At 69.4% G+C, this 23,000-nt stretch carries 20 protein-coding genes; 9 read left to right on the top strand and 11 right to left on the bottom strand.

The window, feature by feature from the left end; translation table 11 throughout:
- The first annotated feature begins 25 nt into the window (after nt 1-25).
- From sucD to ELQ90_RS11290, 7 genes are all read left to right on the top strand, one after another.
- Entirely contained in the window at nt 26-913 is an 888-nt protein-coding gene (sucD, locus tag ELQ90_RS11320; RefSeq protein ID WP_128495391.1) for a succinate--CoA ligase subunit alpha, read from the top strand.
- A 138-nt stretch (nt 914-1,051) separates the two neighbouring features.
- Nucleotides 1,052-2,281, top strand: coding sequence for a cell division protein PerM (locus ELQ90_RS11315; protein ID WP_128495390.1), 1,230 nt, complete (start codon nt 1,052-1,054; stop codon nt 2,279-2,281).
- 41 nt (nt 2,282-2,322) lie between these two features.
- Nucleotides 2,323-2,904, top strand: coding sequence for a phosphoribosylglycinamide formyltransferase (gene purN, locus ELQ90_RS11310; RefSeq protein WP_128495389.1), 582 nt, complete (start codon nt 2,323-2,325; stop codon nt 2,902-2,904).
- Between the two features lie 14 nt (nt 2,905-2,918).
- Complete coding sequence (gene purH / locus ELQ90_RS11305) at nt 2,919-4,520, top strand: bifunctional phosphoribosylaminoimidazolecarboxamide formyltransferase/IMP cyclohydrolase (RefSeq protein WP_128495388.1); 1,602 nt, start codon at nt 2,919-2,921, stop codon at nt 4,518-4,520.
- A 65-nt stretch (nt 4,521-4,585) separates the two neighbouring features.
- Nucleotides 4,586-5,794, top strand: a complete 1,209-nt coding sequence (gene ddaH, locus ELQ90_RS11300; RefSeq protein WP_128495387.1) for a dimethylargininase — start codon at nt 4,586-4,588, stop codon at nt 5,792-5,794.
- A gap of 389 nt (nt 5,795-6,183) precedes the next feature.
- A complete protein-coding gene (locus ELQ90_RS11295) occupies nt 6,184-8,034 on the top strand; it encodes an ABC transporter ATP-binding protein (protein ID WP_128495386.1) in 1,851 nt (616 codons plus the stop codon).
- Complete coding sequence (locus ELQ90_RS11290; protein WP_128495385.1) at nt 8,031-9,848, top strand: ABC transporter ATP-binding protein; 1,818 nt, start codon at nt 8,031-8,033, stop codon at nt 9,846-9,848. The genes ELQ90_RS11295 and ELQ90_RS11290 overlap by 4 nt, the downstream gene beginning before the upstream one ends.
- Nucleotides 9,849-9,930: 82 nt before the next feature.
- Here ELQ90_RS11290 and ELQ90_RS11285 read toward each other — a convergent pair whose 3' ends face one another.
- The 3 genes from ELQ90_RS11285 to ELQ90_RS11275 form a co-directional block, all read right to left on the bottom strand.
- A complete protein-coding gene (locus ELQ90_RS11285; protein ID WP_128495384.1) occupies nt 9,931-10,422 on the bottom strand; it encodes a hypothetical protein in 492 nt (163 codons plus the stop codon).
- 118 nt (nt 10,423-10,540) lie between these two features.
- The gene (locus ELQ90_RS11280; RefSeq protein WP_128495383.1) at nt 10,541-10,876 is read right to left on the bottom strand and encodes an MGMT family protein; all 336 of its coding nucleotides are present in this window, start codon (nt 10,874-10,876) and stop codon (nt 10,541-10,543) included.
- A 5-nt stretch (nt 10,877-10,881) separates the two neighbouring features.
- Nucleotides 10,882-11,334 carry a GNAT family N-acetyltransferase gene (locus ELQ90_RS11275; protein WP_128495382.1) on the bottom strand — a complete coding sequence of 151 codons (453 nt, stop codon included), beginning with the start codon at nt 11,332-11,334 and terminating at the stop codon, nt 10,882-10,884.
- 153 nt (nt 11,335-11,487) lie between these two features.
- Between ELQ90_RS11275 and ELQ90_RS11270 the strand changes: the two genes are divergently transcribed.
- A complete protein-coding gene (locus ELQ90_RS11270) occupies nt 11,488-12,708 on the top strand; it encodes an NADP-dependent isocitrate dehydrogenase (protein WP_128495381.1) in 1,221 nt (406 codons plus the stop codon).
- A gap of 62 nt (nt 12,709-12,770) precedes the next feature.
- On the opposite strand, the gene ELQ90_RS11265 is transcribed toward ELQ90_RS11270, so the two are convergent.
- The gene (locus tag ELQ90_RS11265) at nt 12,771-13,226 is read right to left on the bottom strand and encodes an Hsp20/alpha crystallin family protein (RefSeq protein ID WP_128495380.1); all 456 of its coding nucleotides are present in this window, start codon (nt 13,224-13,226) and stop codon (nt 12,771-12,773) included.
- A gap of 379 nt (nt 13,227-13,605) precedes the next feature.
- Between ELQ90_RS11265 and ELQ90_RS11260 the strand changes: the two genes are divergently transcribed.
- Nucleotides 13,606-17,232 (top strand): S8 family serine peptidase, encoded by a 3,627-nt coding sequence (locus ELQ90_RS11260; protein WP_208020641.1) that lies wholly within the window; start codon nt 13,606-13,608, stop codon nt 17,230-17,232.
- A gap of 90 nt (nt 17,233-17,322) precedes the next feature.
- On the opposite strand, the gene ELQ90_RS11255 is transcribed toward ELQ90_RS11260, so the two are convergent.
- From ELQ90_RS11255 to ELQ90_RS11225, 7 genes are all read right to left on the bottom strand, one after another.
- Nucleotides 17,323-17,748: a hypothetical protein gene (locus ELQ90_RS11255; protein ID WP_128495379.1), complete on the bottom strand. Its 426-nt coding sequence runs from the start codon at nt 17,746-17,748 to the stop codon at nt 17,323-17,325.
- Between the two features lie 144 nt (nt 17,749-17,892).
- Nucleotides 17,893-18,852 (bottom strand): sugar kinase, encoded by a 960-nt coding sequence (locus ELQ90_RS11250; protein ID WP_128495378.1) that lies wholly within the window; start codon nt 18,850-18,852, stop codon nt 17,893-17,895.
- Complete coding sequence (locus tag ELQ90_RS11245; RefSeq protein ID WP_128495377.1) at nt 18,849-19,466, bottom strand: bifunctional 4-hydroxy-2-oxoglutarate aldolase/2-dehydro-3-deoxy-phosphogluconate aldolase; 618 nt, start codon at nt 19,464-19,466, stop codon at nt 18,849-18,851. Before ELQ90_RS11245 ends, ELQ90_RS11250 begins: the two co-directional genes overlap by 4 nt.
- Nucleotides 19,466-19,870 carry a RidA family protein gene (locus ELQ90_RS11240; protein WP_128495376.1) on the bottom strand — a complete coding sequence of 135 codons (405 nt, stop codon included), beginning with the start codon at nt 19,868-19,870 and terminating at the stop codon, nt 19,466-19,468. Before ELQ90_RS11240 ends, ELQ90_RS11245 begins: the two co-directional genes overlap by 1 nt.
- A complete protein-coding gene (locus ELQ90_RS11235; RefSeq protein WP_128495375.1) occupies nt 19,867-20,655 on the bottom strand; it encodes an IclR family transcriptional regulator in 789 nt (262 codons plus the stop codon). The genes ELQ90_RS11240 and ELQ90_RS11235 overlap by 4 nt, the downstream gene beginning before the upstream one ends.
- Nucleotides 20,656-20,804: 149 nt before the next feature.
- A complete protein-coding gene (locus tag ELQ90_RS11230; RefSeq protein ID WP_166409001.1) occupies nt 20,805-21,890 on the bottom strand; it encodes an ROK family transcriptional regulator in 1,086 nt (361 codons plus the stop codon).
- Nucleotides 21,891-21,941: 51 nt separating this feature from the next.
- A complete protein-coding gene (locus ELQ90_RS11225; protein WP_128495373.1) occupies nt 21,942-22,997 on the bottom strand; it encodes a hypothetical protein in 1,056 nt (351 codons plus the stop codon).
- Nucleotides 22,998-23,000: the final 3 nt, after the last annotated feature.

Below are 23,000 nucleotides of genomic sequence, written 5' to 3'. Positions count from 1 at the left end.
CCACCACAAAAGGAATCAGAACACCATGTCGATCTTCCTCAACAAGGACTCCAAGGTCATCGTCCAGGGCATCACCGGCGGCGAAGGCACCAAGCACACGGCCCTCATGCTCAAGGCCGGGACCCAGATCGTCGGCGGCGTCAACGCACGCAAGGCCGGCACGACCGTGAGCCACGGCGACGTCGAACTCCCGGTCTTCGGCACCGTGGTCGAGGCCATGGAGCAGACCGGCGCCGACGTGTCGATCGCGTTCGTGCCCCCGGCGTTCGCGAAGGATGCGGCGATCGAGGCCATCGATGCCGGCATCCCGCTCCTCGTGATCATCACCGAGGGCATCCCCGTCGGCGACTCGGCGGAGCTGTGGGCGTACGCGCAGAGCAAGGGCAACACGACGCGCATCATCGGTCCGAACTGCCCGGGCATCATCACTCCGGGCGAGTCGCTCGTCGGCATCACGCCCGCGACGATCGCCGGTAAGGGCCCTATCGGTCTCGTCTCGAAGTCCGGAACCCTGACCTACCAGATGATGTACGAGCTGCGCGAGATCGGCTTCTCGACGGCCATCGGCATCGGCGGCGACCCCATCATCGGCACAACGCACATCGACGCTCTCGCGGCCTTCGAGGCCGATCCCGAGACGAAGGCGATCGTCATGATCGGCGAGATCGGCGGCGACGCCGAGGAGCGTGCCGCCGACTTCATCAAGGCGAACGTCACGAAGCCGGTCGTCGGCTACGTCGCCGGGTTCACCGCTCCCGAGGGCAAGACGATGGGCCACGCCGGCGCCATCGTGTCCGGTTCGGCGGGAACCGCACAAGCGAAGAAGGAAGCACTCGAGGCGGCCGGCGTGAAGGTCGGCAAGACGCCGTCGGAAGCGGCCTCCCTCATGCGCGAGATCATCGCCGGGCTCTAGCCCATCACCTCGACGCCCCCGTCCGGATCGGTCCGGGCGGGGGCGTCGTCGTCTCACCGATGTCCGGCCGACGGCTTCCCGGGAGGCCGGGGCGGCGGCCCATCAGAGTGACGCTTGGACGGATAGGCTCGCCGAGTCATGAATCGAACGACCGTCGCGCTCCTCGCCGCCCTCGAGGCGTTCATCGTCGTCGCGATCGGTATCGCGATCGCCCTGGTCCCGCTCACCCTCCTGTGGGCCGTGCAGTACGGCTTCGCGATCGATTGGGCGGTCTTCTGGCGCGCGGCCGTCGACGTCTGGCTCCTCGGACACGGTGCGGATCTCACGGTCGCGCTCGATCCCCTGACGATCGCCCGGCTCGGAGTCCTGGAAGCGGGGGAGCCCTTCACCGTGTCGCTCGCCCCGCTCGGGATCGGACTCGTGACGGTGCTCCTGGGTGCGCGGACCGGCCGGCGCGCGGCCGACTCGGGGCTGTGGCTCACGGGCGTGCTCTCGGCGACGCTGACGGTCGTCGTGCTCTCCGCCGTCCTGTCGGTGACGGCACGCGAGGAGATCGTGAGCCCCTCGCTGCTCGGCGGTATCGGCTCTCCGCCGCTCGTCTACCTCGTCGGTCTCGCCGTGGGACTCATCGGTGCGCGACTCGGCCGCGGGGACGAACCCATCGGTGGCCGTGTCGGGGAGTACGTCGAGCGGACGACCGACCGGATCGGTGTGCGCGGCCGCGCTATCGCGGCAGCGTCGCTCCGCGGCGGAGCCATCGTCGCCGCCGGCATCGTCGGCGCCGCCGCCGTCACCGTCGCGATCGTGCTCTTCGCGTCGTTCGGCACGGTCATCGGCCTCTACGAGAGTTCGGGAATGGGGATCACGGGGGGCATCGCCGTCACGATCGCCCAGCTCGCCTACCTGCCGAACCTCGTCGTCTGGTGCGCCGCTTGGCTGCTGGGACCCGGTTTCGCGATCGGCGTCGGCACCAGCGTCTCTCCCGCCACGACGCTCCTCGGCCCGGTACCGGGCATTCCCGTGCTCGGAGCGATCCCGGCGGGAGACCTGCCGTTCGGTTTCCTCGGACTCATCGTTCCCGTGCTCGTCGGGTTCCTCGCGGCGGCCGCCGTCCGCCCCGCAATCGTCCGCGCCGTCGGATCAGCCGGACTCGTCCGGTCGCTCGTGCTCACGGCCGTCGGCATCGCTCTCGTCGCGAGCGTGCTCATGGGGCTGCTGGCCCTCGCGTCGTCCGGGGCGATGGGACCGGAGCGTCTGCAGGAGGTCGGTCCCGCCCCGCTCGCGGTCGCACTCGCGACGCTCGCCACCACGGGGGTCGCGGCGCTCGTCGGCATGGCGTCAGGCCGGTACTCGTCGGTCGAGCGCTGACACGGCGGGTCGGTCCGCCGGACGCCCGCTAGGATTGCGGGGTGCTGTCGCTCGTCGTCCTCATCTCCGGAGGTGGGTCAAACCTCCGTGCCCTTCTCGAGGCGCAAGCGGACGCCGATTTCCCGGCCCGCGTCGTCGCGGTGGGTGCCGATCGCGATGCCGACGGACTGGCGCACGCGGAGGAGTTCGGCATTCCGGGTTTCGTCGTCCCGTACCGGGACTTCGCGAGCCGCGACGAGTGGGGCGAGGCTCTGCTCGAACGCATCCGCGAGTGGAACCCCGATCTCGTCGTGCTGAGCGGGCTCATGAGGCTCCTCCCGCCCCGCGTCGTCGCCGATCTCTCCCCGCGCCTCATCAACACGCACCCGGCCTACCTCCCGGAGTTCCCGGGCGCGCATGCCGTACGCGACGCGATCGCCGCCGGCGCCGAACAGAGCGGCGCGTCGATCATCGTCGTCGCCGACGGAGTGGACGACGGCCCCATCATCGTGCAGGAGCGCGTCCCCGTCCTCCCCGGGGACGACGAACACGCCCTGCACGAACGCATCAAGCCCGTCGAACGGCGCCTGCTCGTGCAGACCGTTCTCGACATCGCCAACGGTCTCGACCTCGAGGCCCTCTAACAAGGAGCACCAGCATGGCCGGCCCCCGCCACGACTCGAGCCTCTACCGTGACCGCGATTTCGTCGAGGTGAAGCGCGCCCTCATCTCCGTGAGCGACAAGACGGGGCTGCTCGACCTCGCGCAGGCGCTCGCCGACGCGGGAGTCGAGATCGTCTCGACCGGCTCGACCGCCGCGACCATCCGTGACGCCGGTCACGCCGTCACGGACGTCGCGAGCGTCACGGGCTTCCCGGAGTCCCTCGACGGCCGCGTCAAGACGCTCCACCCGAGCGTGCACGCCGGGCTTCTCGCCGACCTGCGTCTCGAGTCCCACGAGGAGCAGCTCGCCGAACTCTCGATCGAGCCGTTCGAACTCGTCGTCGTGAACCTCTACCCGTTCTCCGAGACGGTCGCGAGCGGAGCGCCGAGCGACGACATCGTGGAACAGATCGACATCGGCGGACCGGCCATGGTGCGCGCCGCCGCGAAGAACCACCCGAACGTGGCGATCGTCGTGTCGCCGGACGCCTACTCGGACGTCATCGCGTCGATCCGGGAGCGGAAGGGGACGACGCTCGCGGAACGACGCGAGCTCGCCGCGCGCGCCTTCGCGCACACGGCGGCGTACGACACCGCGGTCGCCGGCTGGTTCACCGACACGTCCGAGGGCTTCGGGGCCTCGCTCACGATCCAGGCCGAGCTCGGCAACGTGCTCCGGTACGGCGAGAACTCGCACCAGGAGGCGGCCATCTATCTGCGTTCCGGCGGGCAGGGCATCGCCCAGGCGACGCAACTTCACGGCAAGGAGATGAGCTACAACAACTACGTCGATGCCGACGCCGCGGTCCGTGCCGCGTTCGATTTCGCCGAGCCCGCCGTCGCGATCATCAAGCACGCGAACCCGTGCGGGATCGCCGTCGCGAATCCGAAGGCACCGGACGCGATCGCGTCGGCCCACCGTCGGGCCCACGAGTGCGACCCCGTCTCCGCTTTCGGCGGCGTCATCGCGGCAAACCGCACGGTCACCCTCGGGATGGCCGAGACGGTCAAGGAGATCTTCACGGAGGTCATCGTCGCCCCCGCGTTCGAGGAGGCTGCGCTCGACGTGCTGCGGACGAAGAAGAACCTCCGCATCCTGCAGCTGCCGGAGTCGTTCGAGCTCGAGCCCCTCGAGTCGAAGCAGATCTCCGGCGGCATGCTCGTGCAGCAGGCGGACCGCTTCTCCGACGCCGACCCCGCGTCCTTCACGGCCGGGTGGGAACTCGTATCGGGTGACGCCGCCGACGCCGAGACGCTCGCCGACCTCGCGTTCGCGTGGAAGGCGTGCCGTTCCGTCAAGTCGAACGCGATCCTGCTCGCCTCGGGCGGTGCGTCGGTGGGCGTCGGCATGGGGCAGGTCAATCGCGTCGACTCCTGCCACCTCGCGGTGACGAGGGCCGGCGAGCGCGCGACCGGGTCGGTCGCCGCATCGGACGCGTTCTTCCCCTTCGCCGACGGCCTCCAGGTGCTCATCGACGGCGGTGTGCGCGCCGTCGTCCAGCCGGGAGGATCGGTGCGCGATGAGGAGGTCTTCGCCGCGGCCCGAGCAGCGGGTGTGACGATGTACGTGACGGGGGAGCGGCACTTCTTCCACTGATTCCGAGGATGGGCCGACCTCCCCGCGGAACGGGGAGGTCGGGCACCTCGGATAGGCTCGAGTCCATGTCCGTCTCCTGGGGCCGTCGCCTCCTCGCCTCCGTCCTCAGCGGTCTCGCATCGGCCGGTCTCGTCCATCTCGCCATGCTCACGGCGTTCTGGATCGCCGACAGCTCGAACCCCGCGATCACCGGTGCCGCCCACCAGTACTTCCTGAGCGCGTCGCTCATCTCGTTCGTCGTCGTCTTCGCGTTCGGGGTCTTCGGCCTGCTCGGACGATGGTGGGGCGCGCTCGTCGCCGGAATCGTCGCGGGCATCGTCGCGCCCGTCGCGGGAACGTCCGTCCAGGTGCTCACGCAAGGCGTGCCGATCGACGAGACGTTCGTGCCGTCGATCGCGTCGACGCTCCTCACCGTCAACTTCGGCTTCCTCGTGGCGACGATCGCGACCGTGCCGACGGTGGGTCGGCTCGTCTACCGCTCCCTTGCCGCCGAGGGGACGACGGGGCCGTCGGAGGCGCGTGTCGCCCTCGTGCGCCTCCCCGCGAAGAACCTCGCCGAGGGTCAGACGACGCACATCGAGCGCAGTGAGATCGACGCCGACCTCGCCGACAGCCAGTGGGACGCGTACGTCGCAGCCTTCGCGGAGCACGGCTGGACCACCCAGGAGGTGCCGTACGCCGAGCGGCTCGCCGACTCCGTCTTCGTCGAGGACGCTGTCGTGGTGGTCGGCGGCCTCGCGATCATCGCCCGCTCCGGCAGTGAAGCGCGTCGCGCGGAGACCGACGGCGTCGAGGAGGTCCTGGTTGCGCGCGGCTACGACATCGAACGCGTCACGAACCCCGGCACCCTCGACGGGGGAGACGTCCTCGTCGTCGGCGACACGGTCTACGTCGGCCGCTCGAGCCGGACGAACGCCGACGGCATCGCGCAGTTCCGGGCGTTCCTCACGCCGCGAGGGTATGACGTCGTCGCGGTCCCCGTCACTCGCGCCCTCCACCTCAAGTCGACCGTCACCGCGTTGCCCGACGGCACGGTCATCGGACACGACGACCTCGTGGACGAATCGCGCTTGTTCACGCGGTTCCTCCCCGTGCCCGAGAAGGAGGGCGTCGCGGTCGTGGCCCTCGACGCCGAGACCCTGCTCATGTCGGCGGCGGCTCCCGAGACCGCGGAGCTGCTGCGCGAACTGGGCTACGACGTCGTCACGGTGGACATCTCGGAGTTCGAGAAGCTCGAGGGCTGCGTCACGTGCCTCTCGGTCCGGCTCGGTTGAGTCGTCCGCTGTTCATCGTCGCGACTTCTCGCGTCCTCTTGCACAGCGCGCAGCCCTGTGAATAGTCTGTAAGGCTGCGTGCGTCGCGATTCCGGTCGCCCCGCGCGGCCAACGAGTCGTCGAAAAGGGGAGGGTCACATGAACATCGTCATCGCGCCGAAAACGGGACTGGGCATGCTGACGGGTCACTCCGGCGGGATCCTCGCCTTCCCGAGTGCCTCCCTCGCCCGATAACGCGAGCGCACCCCCGGCGTCCCATCGACAGGACGACGCGGCCGGCACCCGGCACCGTCCGCGTCGGCCCATTCGCTTCGAGCGAACTCCTCCACCCCTCTCGTCGACGACCGACTCGACCCGTCGCCGTCCGCACGCGCAAGGAAGCAGTCGTCATGCCTGACCGTCCCGCCCCGTCCGCTCCGCCCCGACGCCTCGGTACCGCCGCGGCGCTGTGGCGGATCTACCCGTGGGCGAAACCCGCCATCCCGAGCATCACCCTCGGCATGGTGGCCGCTCTCGTCGCGGCGCTCGTCGCGCTCTCGATCCCGCTCGTCCTCGAGAACCTCGTCGACAGTGCGCTCGAGACCGGCGACTCCGCCAACATCTGGCCCGCTGTGCTCCTCGTCCTCGGACTCGGTGTGCTCGAGGCCGTCATGATCGCGCTCCGACGCTGGTTCGTCCTGACCCCGGGTACGCACGTCGAGGCGCGCTTGCGCAATTCCTTCTACGCCAAGCTCCAGGACCTGCCGGTCGCCTTCCACGACAGGTGGCAGTCCGGCCAGCTCCTGTCGCGTGCCATGAGCGATCTCAGCCTCATCCGTCGGTGGCTCTCGTTCGGTCTCGTCCTGTTCGTGGTCAACACCGTGACGATCGTCGTCGGCGGTGTCGTGCTGTTCACGTGGAGCCCGCTGCTCGGCGCGATCTTCATCGTGTGCGCGGTTCCCATCTGGATCTACGGCTTCGTCTTCGAGAAGAAGTACTCGCGCATCGCTCGGAGGAGCCAGGACCAGGCCGGCGATCTCGCGACGGCCGTCGAGGAGTCCGTGCACGGCATCCGTGTGCTCAAGGCGTTCGGCCGCGGCACGTACGCTCTCGAGAGCTTCGCCTCGCAGGCCGAGAGTCTTCGGGGGACCGAGATCGAGAAGGCCAAGGCGATCGCGGGCATCTGGTACTGGCTTCTCCTGCTCCCCGACATCGCGTTCGCCCTGTGCCTCTTCGCGGGCGTCTGGCTCGCGTCGACGGGTGAGCTCACGGTCGGTCAGCTGTTCGCGTTCTTCGCGACGGCGGCGATCCTGCGGTGGCCGATCGAGTCGATCGGGTTCCTGCTCGCGATGACCTTCGACACCCGGACGGCGACGGACCGCTTCTTCGAGGTCATGGACGAGGTGAACACGATCACCGATCCGGAGTCGCCGGCCCACGTCGACGACCCGCGGGGTCGCCTCGTCTTCGACGACGTGCACTTCCGCTTCCAGGACACGGCCGACGGGCAACCGGATCTGCTCGACGGCGTCTCGCTCGAGTTGCACCCGGGTGAGACGATGGCGCTCATCGGCATCACGGGATCGGGCAAGTCGACGCTCACCGCGCTCACGACACGGCTCTACGAGGTGACCGGTGGTCGCATCACGATCGACGGCGTCGACATCCGTGACCTGTCGCGACTCGAGCTGCGTCGTCACATCGCGATGGCGTTCGAGGACGCGACGCTCTTCTCGACGACGATCCGGGAGAACGTCCTGCTCGGGCGTGACGACCTCGACCTGCACTCGCCCGAAGCCGACGCGGCACTCGAGGAGGCGCTCGACATCGCTCAGGCCGGATTCGCGCGCGAGCTGCCCGAGGGTGTCGAGACACGGGTCGGCGAGGAGGGCCTCAGCCTCTCAGGCGGTCAGCGCCAGCGGCTCGCACTCGCTCGAGCCGTCGCGGCGAAGCCCGCCGTGCTCGTGCTCGACGACCCGCTGTCGGCGCTCGACGTCGACACCGAAGCGCTCGTCGAGGCTGCGCTCCGCCGCGTGCTCGCGAGCACGACGGCGCTCATCGTGGCACACCGGCCCTCGACCGTCATGCTCGCTGACCGGGTCGCGCTGCTCGAGCGCGGACGCATCTCCGCCGTCGGGACCCACAGCGAACTCCTCGCCTCGAGCGAGCACTACAGGTTCGTGATCTCGAGCCTCGACGACGACGACCCGCTCGCCACGGCGACAGCCGACGGCGACGGACGACAGGAGGTCGATTCATGAGTTCGTCATCCGTTCTCGGAGTGAGCGGCGAGGAACGCGACGACTTCTCCACGGAGGAGTCCCGCCAGATCCGGCGCCGGTCGCTCCGGCTGCTCGGCTCGCTCCTCGGACCCCTCAAGGTCCGGGTGTTCTGGACGATGCTCGTCGTGGTCGTCTCGACGGCCGCTCAGGTCGCGGGTCCCGCCCTCATCGCCTTCGGCATCGACACGGGGCTTCCCGCGGTGGTCGATCGCGCCGACTGGATGCCGATCGTGCTCATCGTCGCGGTCTATCTCGTGACGGGACTCATCGGCGCGATCCTCATCGCGTGGTACACGGTGTTGAGCGCCCGGATCAGTCAGGCGATCCTCATCGACCTGCGGAAGCGCGTGTTCCTGCAGACGCAGCGACTGAGCCTCGAGTTCCACGAGAGTTACACGTCCGGACGCATCATCTCGCGCCAGACGAGCGACCTCGACTCGATCAAGGAACTGCTCGACTCGGGCATCAATCAGCTCGTGTCTGGGTTCCTCTACATGAGCTTCACGGGCATCGCGCTCTTCCTGCTCGACTGGACGAGCGGCCTCGTCCTGCTCGTGTCGCTCATCCCGCTGTTCATCCTCACGCGGTGGTTCCAGAAGCGGTCGCAATCGGTGTTCCGCGAGACACGGGTCACATCGGCTCGCGTCATCGTGCAGTTCGTCGAGACGATGACGGGCATCCGCGCCGTCAAGGCGTTCCGCAAGGAGAAGCGCAACGAGGCCACCTACGGCGACCTCGTCGAGGACTACCGCGACGCGAACGCGCGCGCTATCCGTCTCTTCGGATTCTTCGACCCCGGGCTCGTCCTCATCGGCAACGTGACGGTCGCGGCCGTGCTGCTCGTCGGTGGGTTCCGAGTGGTCGACGGGGCGATCGAGATCGGTGCACTCCTCGCCGCAGTGCTCTACACGCGTCGCTTCTTCGACCCCATGGAGGAGATGGCGATGTTCTACAACTCCTACCAATCGGCGGCGGCGGCGCTCGAGAAGATCTCGGGTGTGCTCGAGGAGCGGCCGAGCGTGCCGGACCCCACGAGTCCCATCGACCTGTGGGAGGCGCGCGGTCACGTCGCGTTCGAGGACGTCCGGTTCGCGTACAACGCCGACAGCGTCGTCCTGCCGAACTTCACGCTCGACATCCCTGCCGGGCAGACCGTCGCTCTCGTGGGGACGACGGGAGCGGGCAAGTCGACGCTCGCGAAGCTCATCTCGCGCTTCTACGACCCGACCGATGGCCGCGTGCTCCTCGACGGCGTCGATCTGCGGCAGCTCCACCCGAAGGACCTCCGTCGCGCGATCGTGATGGTGACGCAGGAGGCCTACCTGTTCTCGGGCACGGTCGCCGACAACATCGCCATCGGCAAGCCCGGGGCGAGTCTCGACGAGATCAAGCGTGCAGCGGAAGCCGTGGGTGCCGACACCTTCATCGAGGCCCTTCCGAAGGGATACGACACCGACGTCAACAAGCGGGGAGGTCGCGTCTCGGCGGGACAGCGGCAGCTGATCTCGTTCGCGAGGGCGTTCCTCGCCGACCCGTCCGTGCTCATCCTCGACGAGGCGACGGCCTCGCTCGACATCCCGAGCGAGCGTCTCGTCCAGGAGGCGCTCCAGACGCTCCTCGCGGATCGGACGGCCGTGATCATCGCTCACCGGTTGTCGACCGTCGCGATCGCGGACCGTGTCCTCGTCATGGAGCACGGACGGATCGTCGAGGACGGCACTCCGGCCGACCTCATCAGTGGTTCCGGCCGGTTCGCGCGCATGCACGCGGCCTGGCGGGACTCGCTCGTCTGACGGCCTCGTACCGTGGACGATGGAGCGGGCGGCGGGTGATCCCACCCGTCGCCCGCTTCGTCGTCGAGGCGACAGTCGGCCGTCAGGGCCCGGCGGTCGCGTCGAGCGGTGCGGCTCCGAGACCGTCGGACTCCGACCCGGCCGGGAGGAAGCCGTAGACCGCGTCGCCGTCGACGAAGGCGGTCCAGCCGGTGTCGCACGTGAACAGTGCAGCCGGGAGGGTCTCCGGCCACCACGAGTCCTGGAGCGGCGCCTGGATCTCCCCGGCCTCCGCCGCCACGGACCGTTGCGCGTCCGCTTCGCACGTCCCGCTCGTGAAGTGCGACGGGGACTGGAAGGTGACGATGGAGGACCCGTCCGCGACATCGATCGTGTAGCGGATGGCCGTCGCATCATCCGGGACCCAGGGAGGCGCGGGGAGCGTCGTGTCCGCACGGAAGTCGTCGATGCCGGAGTAAGCGGCGCTCTTCGTCGAACCGAAGGCGAACTGTACCGCCGAGCACGACACGAGGACGGGTGCTGTCGCGAGGGCGAGAGCGGTGAGGGCGACGAGACGGGCGGGGCGGGGGGCCATGACTCCAGCCTCGCGGGCACCCCCGCCCGCGTCGTCACCCCGCGGGGTGAACCGACTCATCCTGCAGCACGACCTGTCGCGCCGCCTCACTCCGCTCGACGGCCGCGGGGGAGGGACGTCAGATCCAGGCGGAGCGGTCGATCCGGTAGCCGGACGGCGTCTCGACGATCGGGGTGCCCTCTGCCGCATAGTGGGGGCGGGCATCCGTCTCGAGGCCCCTGGGCGGGAGTCCTCCGGATCGTACGACCCGCCACCAGGGCACGGTGCCGCCGGCATGCGCCATGACGCGACCGACGCCACGAGCGGACCGCGAACCGAGTGCAGCGGCAATGGAGCCGTAGCTCATCACGTACCCGGCGGGAATGGCCGCGGCGACGGCGAGCACCTCCTCGACGAAATCGTCACCCGTCGGCGGGGTGCCTTCGCCCGGTGCGGAGGGCTCGTCCCGCTGCACGCTCGTCAGAGGGCGAGCTCGGCGATGGTCTCGCCGTACGAGGTCTCCCCGACGGGAGTGAAGCCGACCCGCAGGAAGAAGGCCTCCGGGCCGCTTTCTCCCGGCTCGTAGATGACATCGAGGTGGTTGAATCCCCGCTTGGCCGCCTCGGAACGGAGCGCCTCGACGGCGAAGGTGCCGATGCCGCGGCCCTGGTCGTCCGCGTCGACGTTGATCCGCCAGAGGATGCTGCGGAACTCCTCCTGGGGAGCGTTCGGGTCGAAGTTGCCCTGGATGAACCCGACGACCTCGTCGCCGTCGAGGATGACGCGCTGCCAACTGGTCGTCGGGTCGACGACCGCCGCGGCGACGGCGTAGGAGACCGGGGCGACGAACTGCTCCTGGCCGGGTTTGAGCGTGAGTGCGTTGACCGCGACGATCGTGGACGCGGACAGTTCCTCGAGTCTCAGCTCAGCCATGTCAACAGGCTACCGGTCGGAGCGCTCGGCGCGGAAGGATGAGCCGCACACGGCGGCGCCGGGTCGCTGGCGGATTGTCTCGACGTCGAGACAACTGGGCCGCGCGGTAAGCTGGTGCGGCGAGATCCGCCCGTATTCCCTACAGGAGTTGTTTTGTCGAAAATCAAGGTTGAAGGCACGGTCGTCGAGCTCGACGGCGACGAGATGACCCGCATCATCTGGCAGGCCATCAAGGACACCCTCATCCACCCGTACCTCGACGTGAACCTCGAGTACTACGACCTCGGCATCGAGAAGCGGGACGAGACCGACGACCAGATCACGATTGACGCGGCCGAGGCCATCAAGAAGCACGGCGTCGGCGTGAAGTGCGCCACGATCACGCCGGACGAGGCGCGCGTCGAGGAGTTCGGCCTCAAGAAGATGTGGCGCTCGCCGAACGGCACGATCCGCAACATCCTCGGCGGTGTCATCTTCCGCGAGCCGATCATCATCTCGAACATCCCGCGCCTCGTCCCCGGCTGGAACAAGCCGATCATCGTCGGCCGCCACGCGTTCGGCGACCAGTACCGCGCGACGGACTTCCGGTTCGAGGGCGAGGGCACGCTCACGATGACCTTCACGCCGAAGGACGGCTCGGAGCCGCAGCAGTTCGAGGTCTTCCAGTCGCCCGGATCGGGTGTCGCGATGGGCATGTACAACCTCGACGAGTCGATCCGCGACTTCGCGCGTGCCTCGCTCAACTACGGGCTCGCCCGCAACTACCCCGTCTACCTGTCCACGAAGAACACGATCCTCAAGGCCTACGACGGTCGCTTCAAGGACATCTTCCAGGAGGTGTTCGAGGCCGAGTTCAAGGAGCAGTTCGACGCCGCAGGCCTCACGTACGAGCACCGCCTCATCGACGACATGGTCGCGTCGGCGCTCAAGTGGGAGGGCGGCTACGTCTGGGCCACGAAGAACTACGACGGCGACGTGCAGTCGGACACGGTGGCCCAGGGCTTCGGCTCGCTCGGTCTCATGACGAGCGTGCTGTCGACGCCCGACGGAAAGGTCGTCGAGGCCGAGGCCGCCCACGGCACCGTCACGCGCCACTACCGTCAGCACCAGGCGGGCAAGCCCACGTCGACGAACCCGATCGCCTCGATCTACGCCTGGACGCGCGGCCTCGCGCACCGCGGCAAGCTCGACGGCAACCAGGAGCTCATCGACTTCGCGGCGACCCTCGAGGACGTCGTCATCAAGACGGTCGAGTCGGGCAAGATGACGAAGGACCTCGCGCTCCTCGTCGGACCCGAGCAGCCGTACCAGACCACCGAGGAGTTCCTCGCGACGCTCGACGCGAACCTGCAGGAGCGCATGGCCTCCGCCTGACGCCCGAACGAACGACGAAGCCCCTCCCCGCACGTGCGGGGAGGGGCTTCGTCGTCGGGTCGTCAGGACGCTTCGCTGACCTGGAGCGTCTGTCCCTGGTCGACGGAGTCGGACTGCTCGGAGCCCGAGCCGACGGCGATCTTCCGCGGCTTGGCCTTCTCGCTCACCGGGATCGTCACGGAGAGCACGCCGTTCGCGTAGTTCGCGGTGATGTTCTCGGTGTCGATGCCCTGGCCGAGGTTGAGCTGCCGGAGGAACGAGCCGGACTCGCGCTCCTTCGCGAGCCACGCGACGCCCTCGCCCTGGGTGAGGGTGCGCTCGGCGCGGATCGTGAGCAGCTGTCCGTCGATGTCGATGTCGACGGAGCCCGGGTCGATACCGGGGAGGTCCGCGGCCATCACGTAGTGGTCGCCGTCGCGGTAGAGGTCCATCGGCATCAGGCGGGGGCCCCGTCGGGTGTCGAGGAACGCACCGGCGACGCGGTCGAGCTCGCGGAACGGGTCGAAGTTCATGGCCATCGATTTTCTCCTTCGTCGGGGCCGCTGAGCGGCCGGATGTGCGGTCGGTTGAAAGTTGAGTGATGTTCGCTCAATCTGAGATTAGATTAGCACTCTCGATGTGCGAGTGCCAGCTTTCGCGTTCGCCGTGCGCGATCACCGCGTGCGTCCGCCGGTCACGCCGATAAGTCGCGCCATCCGGCCTTCTTCGCGCGGTGATCGCGCGTTCGCACGCGTGTCCTCCTGTCGACCGACATGGTTCCGCCGTAACGCGACGTTTACACCTGGCCCTCCCTCGGGGGCCATTTCTGCGCTAGTTTCGATCCCGGGTACCCGAAGCCCGCGCAATACGACGCCGTATTGATCGGCGTCGTCGGTTCACGAGACGGGGAAGGTATCCGTGAGATATTCCATTCCGCGCGGCCCACGGGCCGGCGCACGCGGAGCGGGGGCACGCCGAGTGCTCGCCGCTTCGCTCACCGCAACATTGGCGGCCGCGGCCATTGCGTTCACGGGAGGCGCCGCGACGGCGGCCCCGACGACGCCGTTCGCCCAGGGCGGGAAGACGACGTTCGATGCCGGGCGCTACGTCGTCACGCTCGCCGACGACCCGGCCGCCACCTATGACGGAGGTGTCTCCGGGTTCGACGCGACGAAGCCCGACCCGGGTGACAAGCTGAACCCGGGGGCGAAGGACGTCACCGAGTACACGGACTACCTCGCGGACGAGCAGGCCGACGTGGCCGCAGAGGTCGACGCGACGATCGACTACTCGTACACGCTCACCGTCAACGGGTTCGCCGCCGATCTCTCGAGCGCCCAAGCGAGCGCTCTCGCGGCCGACAAGCGCGTGACCTCGCTCGAGGCCGAGGAGATCCTGCACCCGACGGCCCAGTCGTCCACGGACTTCCTCGGTCTGTCGGGCGATGGCGGAGTGTGGGAGAGCGTCGGCGGTGTCGACGCCGCCGGTGCCGGCGTCGTCGTCGGAGTCCTCGACACGGGTATCGCTCCCGAGAACCCGTCCTTCGCGGGTGAACCGCTCACGTCGGCTCCCGGAGACGATCCCTTCCTCGACGGCGACGAGATCGTCTTCTCGAAGGCCGACGGCGGCACCTTCCGCGGCGTCTGCGAGGAGGGCGAGCAGTTCGCCGCTTCGTCGTGTACGACGAAGGTGATCGGCGCCCGGTACTACCTCGACGGCTTCGGTGCGGATCGCATCGGCGACGCGAGCGTCGGCGAGTACGTCTCGCCGCGCGACGGCGACGGTCACGGGTCGCACACCGCGAGCACGGCGGCCGGCAACCACGCGGTCGACGCGAGCGTCGGGGGAGTGGACTACGGCCAGATCTCCGGGGTCGCGCCCGCCGCGAAGATCGCGGCGTACAAGGTGTGTTGGTCCGGTCCGGACCCCGCCGTCACGACCGACGACGGCTGCGCCACGACCGACCTGCTCGCGGGTATCGAGCAAGCGGTCGCCGACGGCGTCGACGTGATCAACTACTCGATCGGCGGCGGCGCGGCCGAGACCACGGTCTCCTCGACCGACTACGCGTTCTTCGGCGCGGCGGCCGCCGGCATCTTCGTCTCGGCGTCGGCCGGCAACGACGGGCCCGGTGCCTCGACCCTCGACAACGCCTCTCCCTGGATCACGACCGTCGCCGCGTCGACCATCCCGAGCTACGAGGCCACGGTCGAGCTCGGCGACGGCAGCGCCTTCCCGGGAGCGTCCATCACCGTCGACCGCACGGAGGGCGCGACACCGCTCACGGGACCGCTCGTCTGGGCGGGCGACGTCGCCGCCGACGGCGTGGCGGATGCCACTCTCTGCGGACCGGACTCGCTCGACCCCGCGGCCGTCGCGGGATCGATCGTCGTGTGTGATCGCGGCACGTACGACCGGACGGCGAAGTCGGCGGAGGTCGCTCGAGCGGGCGGCATCGGGCTCGTGCTCGTCAACCCGATCGCGGGGTCCATCGATCTCGACGAGCACAGTGTTCCGACCGTGCACGTGGACGTCCAGTTCCACGACGCGATCGTCGCGTACGCGCAGACCGAGGGGGCGACGGCGACGTTCCTCCCCGACAACGTGTCCGAGTTCGCGTCGCCGCCCACTCCTCAGGTCGCGGGCTTCTCGAGCCGCGGTCCGGTGCTCGCGGACGGCAGCGACATCCTGAAGCCCGACGTGTCGGCTCCGGGAGTCGCCATCCTCGCGGGCGGTGCCAACGCCGAGGGTGCGGATCCGACCTTCAAGTTCCTCTCGGGGACCTCGATGGCCGCTCCGCACGTCGCGGGTCTCGGGGCGCTGTACCTCGGCGTGCACCCGACCGCCTCGCCCTCCGAGGTGAAGTCGGCGCTCATGACGACCGCCTCGAACACCGTGGACGCAGAAGGCGACGACGTGACGGACCCGTTCGTCCAGGGCGCCGGGCAGGTGGAGCCGACGGAGTTCTTCGACGCCGGTCTCCTCTATCTCAACGGCGTGGACGACTGGGAGTCGTACATCGAGGGCGTGGGGTACGAACTGTCGCCCGACGTGGAGCCGATCGACCCGTCGAGCCTCAACCTCGCGTCCATCGCGATCGGTGAGCTCACCGCTCCCGAGACCATCACGCGCACCGTGACGGCGACGACGGACGGCACCTACACGGCCGCGCCGATCGAGATCCCCGGCGTCACGGCCGAGGTCACGCCGTCCTCGTTCACGATCTCCGAGGGTGAGTCCGTCTCCTACACGGTGACGTTCACGCGGACCGACGCTCCTCTCGACGAGTTCGCCACGGGTGCGCTCGTCTGGAACGGAGAAGACGGCACCACCGTCCGCTCGCCGATCGCCGTCCGGCCCGTCACGATCGTGGCGCCGGAGGAGGTCGCGGGCGAGGGTGTCTCCGGCTCGGTCGACGTCGAGGTGACGCCGGGCGGGACGGGTTTCATCGCCCTGTCCGCTCAGGGTCTCGCTCCGGCGACGCTCGTCGAGGGCGACGGTTCGGCGGAGGGGCACACGGGCTCGGGCTCGGGAGGCGACGAGTTCACCTACCCGGTCACGGTTCCGGAGGGCGCCTCGTTCGCGCGGTTCTCCCTCATCGCCGTGGACAAGACGGCCGACCTCGACCTCACGGTCTACCAGCTCGACGAGGCGGGCGAGCCCGTCGCGGGCTGGCAGTCGGCGACGGGTTCGGCCGACGAGCAGGTCGACGTCTGGGCGCCGGAAGCGGGGGACTACCTCGTCGTGGCGAGCGTCTACACCGGGACGACGGCCTTCGACGTGACGACGGCGTCGGTCGTCCCGGGAACGGGTGCCGGCGGTTTCGCCGTCGACCCGGTCCAGCTCGACGGCGTCCAGGGGCAACCGATCGCCTACACCGCGTCGTGGTCGGGTCTCGCTCCGCTCACGGACTACGTCGGTCTCGTCGTCTACGGCGACACCGGTGAGGCCACCGTCGTCACGGTCGCGAGCGGCGAGGCTCCCGCGCCCGACGCTCCCGTCAACACGGCGCCGCCGATGATCTCCGGGACCCCGCACGTGGGCGAGAAGCTCACCGCGGCTCCGGGGGAGTGGGACACCGAGGGACTCGCTTTCGCCTACCAGTGGCAGGCAGACGGCGTCGACATCCCCGGTGCCACCAAGGCGACGTACAAGGTCAAGAAGGCCGACCAGGGCAAGTCGCTCACGGTCATCGTGACCGCGACGGCCGAGGGGCTCGCTCCGGCGACGGCCTCGTCGGCGGGAGTCGTCGTGCCGTTCGTGTCGAAGGTCTCGCTCTCGGTCTCGCCGACTGTCGGATTCAGCTGGTCGAACCGCACCGCGACGATCCGGGTCACGAGCGCGTCGGACGCGCCGGCGACCGGCGCGGTCGTCGTCACCGTCGGGTCGAAGACGGTCGAGGCCGTGCTCGCCGCGGATGGGACGGCAACGGTGAAGCTCCCGAAGCTCGGCTCCGGCGTGCACACCGTGCGCGCGACCTACGAGGGTGACGCGACGCACGAGGCGGCGAAGAGCCCCAAGCGGATCGTGGTGGTGATCTTCTAGCCGCCCGCCCGCCCCGTCACCGGTCCGCCGGTGGAAACGGACCGGCCCCCGCATGAGTGATCATGCGGGGGCCGGTTCCGTCGTGCGGGGTCAGGAACCGCACGCGTCCGAGATGGCCTGCGTCTGCTCCTGGAACTCCGTGACGGAGCCCATGACGGCCTCGCTGTCGGCGTTCTCGGGGTCCTCGGCGGCCGCCGAGACCTCGTCGACGTAGTTCTCGAGGGCGTCCTCGGTGTTCTCGGCGAGGTCCTTGATCTCCTCGTTGCTGATCTCGTCGACGGTGTCGCCGAACGAGTCGCGGAAGCTCTCGAGCGCCGAGATCGCGCCTTCGGGGTCGGTGGCGAGCGTCGAGATGCTCGACGTGAGCTCCTCGCTCGCCGACTTGATGTCGGCGTTCAGCTGCGTGCACGCCTCTTCCTTCGACTGGCTCGCCGTGCAGCCGGTGAGGAGGAGCCCGCCGACGGCGAGGAGGCCGACGAGGGCCCGCGCCGCGCGCGTGGAGGTGGTGATGGTCATGGGGTCCCCGTTCTGTCGGTGTGCAACGGTCCCGACCCTAACAGCGAACGGCGAGCGCGTCCGAGGGCTCGCGCAACCCGACCGTGGTGCCCGATGAGTCACCGGGTCGTTGATCCATCGCATCGGCAGCGGAGGCACGTCGGCTCATCGCTGCACCGGATCCTGCGCGGGGAGGTGGAGACGCTGGAGGTCCTCGCGTGTTGGAGCGGCCTCCCAATCGCCGTCGACGGTGCACGCGAACGCGCCGCACTCGGTGGCGACACGCAGGCGGTCCTGAAGCGACGACCCGCGTACCGTCTCGCTCAACCATCCTGCGACGAACGCGTCCCCCGCACCGACCGTGTCGACGACGTCCACACGCAGGGCACCACGGTCGGCGCGCCCCATGTCGTCCTCCGCGAGTGAGCCGAGGGCACCGCGCTTGACCACCGCGCAGCGAGGGCCGAGGCGCCGCAGCGCGGTGAGCTGGCGCGCCGGATCGGTCTCGTTCGTGAGGATCTCGGCCTCGTCATCGCCGGCGAAGACGACGTCCGCCCGCTTCGCGAGGGCACGGTAGGCCTCGGCGGCACTCGTGTCGTCGGCCCACAGGGCACTGCGGTGGTTGACGTCGAACGACACGACCACACCTGAGGCGTGCGCTCGAGTGATCGCGGAGTGCACCGCGGTCAGCAGCGACCCGCCGAGGCCGGCCGAGATTCCGCTGACGTGGAGCACCTGTGCGCGCTCGACGAGCCCGGGCGGGATCTCCTCGGGTGTCAGGTGGCTGCCTGCATGGTCTGCGCGGTAGTAGGTGATGCGACTCGTGCCGAGCGTCGGCCTTTCCTTCAGCATGAGGGCGGTCGCCGCGTGCGCATCGATCAGCGGGTGGGCCTCGACGCGTTCGGCCCGCAGCTCGCGGACGATGAGCTCCCCCACACCGTCAGCGCCGACCTTGCCGATCCATCCGGCCGTGCCGCCGAGGCGAGCGACCCCGATGGCGACGTTGCTTTCGGCGCCGCCGAAGCCGAGTCGCATGTCGCGGGCATGAGCGAGGCTACCGTTGCGGGTCGGAACCAGCAGCCCGAGGCTCTCGCCGATCGACAGCACGTCCAGTTCGCGCTTCACGTGGTGCCCCGCCCACCCGCGACGTCGAGGGCCGCGCGTGCGGCGGCTGCGACGCTGCCGGCACCCTGGGGCGCTGCTGCGGTGATCCAGCTGCCGCTCACGGCGAACACCGCGGGATGCGCGAGGTGCGCGGCGAGGTTCTGCATTCGCACGCCACCCGACGGCATGAACCGAAGGTCGCGATACACATCACCGTAGGCGGTCAGCAGTGCGAGACCGTCGAACACATTGGCGGGAAAGAGCTTCAACCGGTCGAGACCCAGAGCCATTGCCGCCTGTACCTCGGTGGGGGTGAGCACCCCGGGGATCACCGGGACGCCGGCATCGCGGACGTAGTCGACCACCTCCGGATCGAGTCCCGGGGTCACGACGAAGGTGGCGCCGGCGTCCAGAGCCCGGCGCGCGAGGTCGACGCTCAGCACGGTACCCGCTCCGACGTGCAGATCGCCGCGGGCTACGAGTCGCTTCACGGCGGGTAGGCCGTGGGCTCCGCGCAGGGCGACCTCCACGACCGGGAGCCCGCCCGCGACCAGGCCGTCGCCGATCGTGTCGATGTGGTCGAGGTCGCTGATGGAGGCCAGCGGCACCACCCGGTGCGAGGGCAGAGGCAGCATCAGTCGGTGACGGCGAGCGCGTCGATCTCCACGAGCATCTCCTCGCGCGGGAGCCCGGTGAACACCGTCGTGCGGGACGGCAGCACGCCCGAGGAGCAGCGGGCCGCGATGAACGACCCGTAGGCGTCATTCATCGCGGCGAAGTCATCGCGGGCCGTGAGGTAGACGCGCAGGATCATGACGTCGTCGAAGCTCGCGCCCGCTGCGGTGAGGATGGCCTCGACGTTCAGCAGGGTGCGCACGGTCTGGGCTGCGACGTCGCCGCGGTGCAGGTACTCGCCGGTGGCGGGGTCGACGGGTCCTTGCCCCGACACCTGCACGAAAGGGCCGCGACGCACGCCCTGCGAGAAGGTATGTGCGGGAGCGGGGGCGTCGGTGGTGGAGATGGCGATGCGGTCGGTCATACGGTTTCGCTTTCGTCGGTGGTCGGGGGGATGAACGTGTGCGGGCTGTGGAAACCGAGATCGGCGGAGACGGCGGCGACCGTGTCGAGCAGCTCAGGGAGCAGACCGAGGACCTCGTCATAGGAGAGCAGGATGTTCGGCACCGACACCGACATGGCAGCCGCGATGCGGCCGTCGGCGGCATGCACCGGCGCCGCGATGCAGTTCATGAATGTCTCGTGCTCTTCGTGGTCGACGGCCCACCCGCGCTCGGCGGCCTCGGCGATGGCCGCCTCCAGCGTCGGTCGGTCCCGCACGGTGCGCCCTGTGTACGGGGTGAACTCGTGCGTCGCCAGGACGTGCCGGCGCTCGGCGTCGTCGATGTCGCCGAGCAACACTTTCGCGACCGCGGTGGCATGGAGCGGGGCGGGAAGTCCGACGCGAGAATACATGCGCAGCGTGTGCCCGGAGTCGACCTTGTCGACGTAGGTGACCACGCCGTCGCGGTACTCCGCCAGGTGCACCGTCTGCCCGATCTGCCGAGCCAGCGCCCGCATGTGCGGCGCAGCGGCCTCGCGGACGTCGTCGGTCTCGGGGGCGTTGTGCGAGAAGCGGTACAGCGTCGGGCCGATGCGATAGCGGTGCTGTCGGTCGCGCGTGACGTAGCCTCGCGCCTCGAGCACCCGCAGCAGGCGGAGCACCGTCGTCTTGTGCACCTGGAGCCTCGCGGCGAGGGCGTCGAGGGAACCGCAGCCCTCCGCGATGAGGTCCAAGGCGTCGAGGGAGCGTTCGAGCGATTGGCTCACTCGCGCACCGGCGTGAGGTGGGGCGTCGGGTCGGGCACTGGACCATCGTAGGTGCGGGCGAGCGGCTCCTGCAACCCGCGTTGCAACCTGTGCAATGAGCGAGCCGACGCCATCGGAGAACCGCGCTGCTCGAGGAGGTCGCCCTCGGATCAGATCGTCGCGATGGTCCGGCTGAGGAGGAGATCGGCCATGCCGATGAGAACGACGTCCTCGTCATGCGAGCCCGGCCGCACCCGGCACGGGTGGCCGGTCCCGATCCGTCGGAGACCGGCGATCGCGGTCTCCGCGGCGGCGGCGATCGCCGCGACGTCGAGGCCGTGGGGCCCCTCGATGACGATCTCGGGCACGTCGAGCATCGCGACCACGGGGGCGAGCTGCTCGCCGAGCACCGTGCCGACCCTCTGCACGAGGCCAGGGTCGCCGCCCTGCTCGAGCAGACGCTGAATCGTCGCCTCCACCGTCGCGGGCGAGTCACCAGGACCGGGCATGGTGATGTGACCGAGCTCGCCAGCGGCGTTGTTCGCACCGCGGACGAGATGACCGTTGACGATCGCGGCGCCTCCGAGGCCGGTGCCGATGCGCACGAGGAGCAGATCCTCACTGCCGTCGGCATTCATTTCGGCGGTGACCGCAGCGTTCGCGTCGTTCTCGACGATCGTCGGCACGCCGAATCGCTCGGAGACCTGCGTCGCGAGCGGCAGTCGTCGCCACCCGAGGTTCGTCGACTCCACCACCGTTCCGCTGCCATCGACGATGCCGGGGGAGCCGATGCCGATCCCGCCGATCCGAGGCGCCGCGGCGGATTGCAGACGGGCTATCAGGTTCACGACGGCGGTCAGCGCCGCCCCGCCGGTCAGATCGCCGCGGACCTCGGCTCGGTGCTGGATCTGGCCGGTGATCGAGAGCGCGGCGCCGTGGAAGCGGTGCGGCTGGCTCAGGTCGATGGCGATGATGGCGAACGCGAGCGGGTTGACCTGCAGGGGGGTGGCGGGCTTACCCGGACGGCCCTTCGACTCGCGGGCGTCGGTCTCGACGAGGAGGCCGTCGCTCACGAGGCCGCCGACGAGGTCGGACACGGTGATGCGCGACAAGCCCGTGATGCGCGAGACGTCGGCGCGGCTCACATCGGGTGTGCGGAGGACCGTGCGCAGGACGAGGGTGCGGTTGTGTGCACGGGCGTCGGTCGGCAGCAGCTTCTTCGAGTCGGAGCGGGTCCACGGGTCCGGCAGAACCATCGCCAAACTCCGTCCTTCCCCGATGTGGGAGTGAGTCATGGGCCCACCCGCCTAAATGATGTCACACGCACGGAGAAGGGCTGCGATGACGGCATCTTCTTCGCCGGGGCGGACGGGCTGGGGATTGAGGGCGACGGAGCTTCCGGCGACGAGTACGGCGACGCGCGGCTCCTGCCTCCACATCGCGTCGCGGACCTCGAGGGCGCGTGTCGCCGAACCGAGCCCGATCAACGCGCGGCTGTGAGGTTGTCCCGCCTCGCTCGGAAACCCGCGGTCGGCGGAGAGGCCGGCGGCCCGGGCCTGACCGATCCACGCGGTGACCACCGACTCGTAGCGTGCCAACACCGCCTGTTCGTCGATGCTGAGCGCGTGTTCCACAGCGGCGACGATCCCCGCGAGCGACTCCTTGGTGACCTTCATCCCTCGACCGATCCCCTGATGGGGAGCGGCGTGAGCACGGACGCCGCGAACGATGTCGTGGCGCCCGAGGACGAGCCCGCTGTCCTGCGGGCCACCGAGGCCCTTTCCGCCCGAGAAGACGACCGCGTCGGCACCGAGGCCGCGAGTGAAGTCCCACATCGACGCGACGGGAGGGATCTGTGCCGCCGCATCGACGACGACAGGGACGTTCCCGGCGTGAGCCTTCTCGATCACCCGCTGCAGCGAGATGTCGGTCACCGGGTACTGGGTGCCGGCGAACCACACGACCGCGAGCGGATCCGACGCGAGCGCACGGTCGAGCGCCTTCTCGTCGTGGGCGACGTCGTCGATCCGCACACCGAGCAGTCGCATCGCGTAGTCGTAACCGTTGCGCTGCCCACGGAACATCACGAGGTGCCGTGGCTGTTCGAGCGGGAAGACCTCGAGCGACGGCGGCTCGGGTCCGGTGAGGAGCGATGCCACGGTCAAGGTGAGACCGGCGGCCGCCCCGGTCGTCACTGCGGCCGCTTCGTTGCCGGTGAGCGCGGCGATGCGGGCGCCCGCCTCGTCGTACGCGCGGGGGAGGTCGACCCACGACTGTGCGGCATCGAGCATCGCCGCCACAACGGGCGCCGGCATGATGGAGCCGCCGAGCGCCGTGAGTGTCGCTGCCGCGTTGACGATCACGGG

The sequence above is a fragment of the Labedella phragmitis genome, assembly GCF_004078635.1.
In the GTDB taxonomy this organism is placed as follows: domain Bacteria; phylum Actinomycetota; class Actinomycetes; order Actinomycetales; family Microbacteriaceae; genus Labedella; species Labedella phragmitis.
Note: the sequence above shows the minus strand (reverse complement) of the source record. Positions and strands in the feature narration are given on the sequence as shown.

Bases quoted from the DNA above. Each gene is read 5' to 3' on its own strand.
- sucD (WP_128495391.1), top strand. From the start codon at position 26: ATGTCGATCTTCCTCAACAAGGACTCCAAGGTCATCGTCCAGGGCATC.
- ELQ90_RS11315 (WP_128495390.1), top strand. From the start codon at position 1,052: ATGAATCGAACGACCGTCGCGCTCCTCGCCGCCCTCGAGGCGTTCATC.
- purH (WP_128495388.1), top strand. From the start codon at position 2,919: ATGGCCGGCCCCCGCCACGACTCGAGCCTCTACCGTGACCGCGATTTC.
- ddaH (WP_128495387.1), top strand. From the start codon at position 4,586: ATGTCCGTCTCCTGGGGCCGTCGCCTCCTCGCCTCCGTCCTCAGCGGT.
- ELQ90_RS11295 (WP_128495386.1), top strand. From the start codon at position 6,184: ATGCCTGACCGTCCCGCCCCGTCCGCTCCGCCCCGACGCCTCGGTACC.
- ELQ90_RS11290 (WP_128495385.1), top strand. From the start codon at position 8,031: ATGAGTTCGTCATCCGTTCTCGGAGTGAGCGGCGAGGAACGCGACGAC.
- ELQ90_RS11285 (WP_128495384.1), bottom strand. From the start codon at position 10,422: ATGGCCCCCCGCCCCGCCCGTCTCGTCGCCCTCACCGCTCTCGCCCTC.
- ELQ90_RS11275 (WP_128495382.1), bottom strand. From the start codon at position 11,334: ATGGCTGAGCTGAGACTCGAGGAACTGTCCGCGTCCACGATCGTCGCG.
- ELQ90_RS11265 (WP_128495380.1), bottom strand. From the start codon at position 13,226: ATGGCCATGAACTTCGACCCGTTCCGCGAGCTCGACCGCGTCGCCGGT.
- ELQ90_RS11255 (WP_128495379.1), bottom strand. From the start codon at position 17,748: ATGACCATCACCACCTCCACGCGCGCGGCGCGGGCCCTCGTCGGCCTC.
- ELQ90_RS11245 (WP_128495377.1), bottom strand. From the start codon at position 19,466: ATGCTGCCTCTGCCCTCGCACCGGGTGGTGCCGCTGGCCTCCATCAGC.
- ELQ90_RS11240 (WP_128495376.1), bottom strand. From the start codon at position 19,870: ATGACCGACCGCATCGCCATCTCCACCACCGACGCCCCCGCTCCCGCA.
- ELQ90_RS11230 (WP_166409001.1), bottom strand. From the start codon at position 21,890: ATGGTTCTGCCGGACCCGTGGACCCGCTCCGACTCGAAGAAGCTGCTG.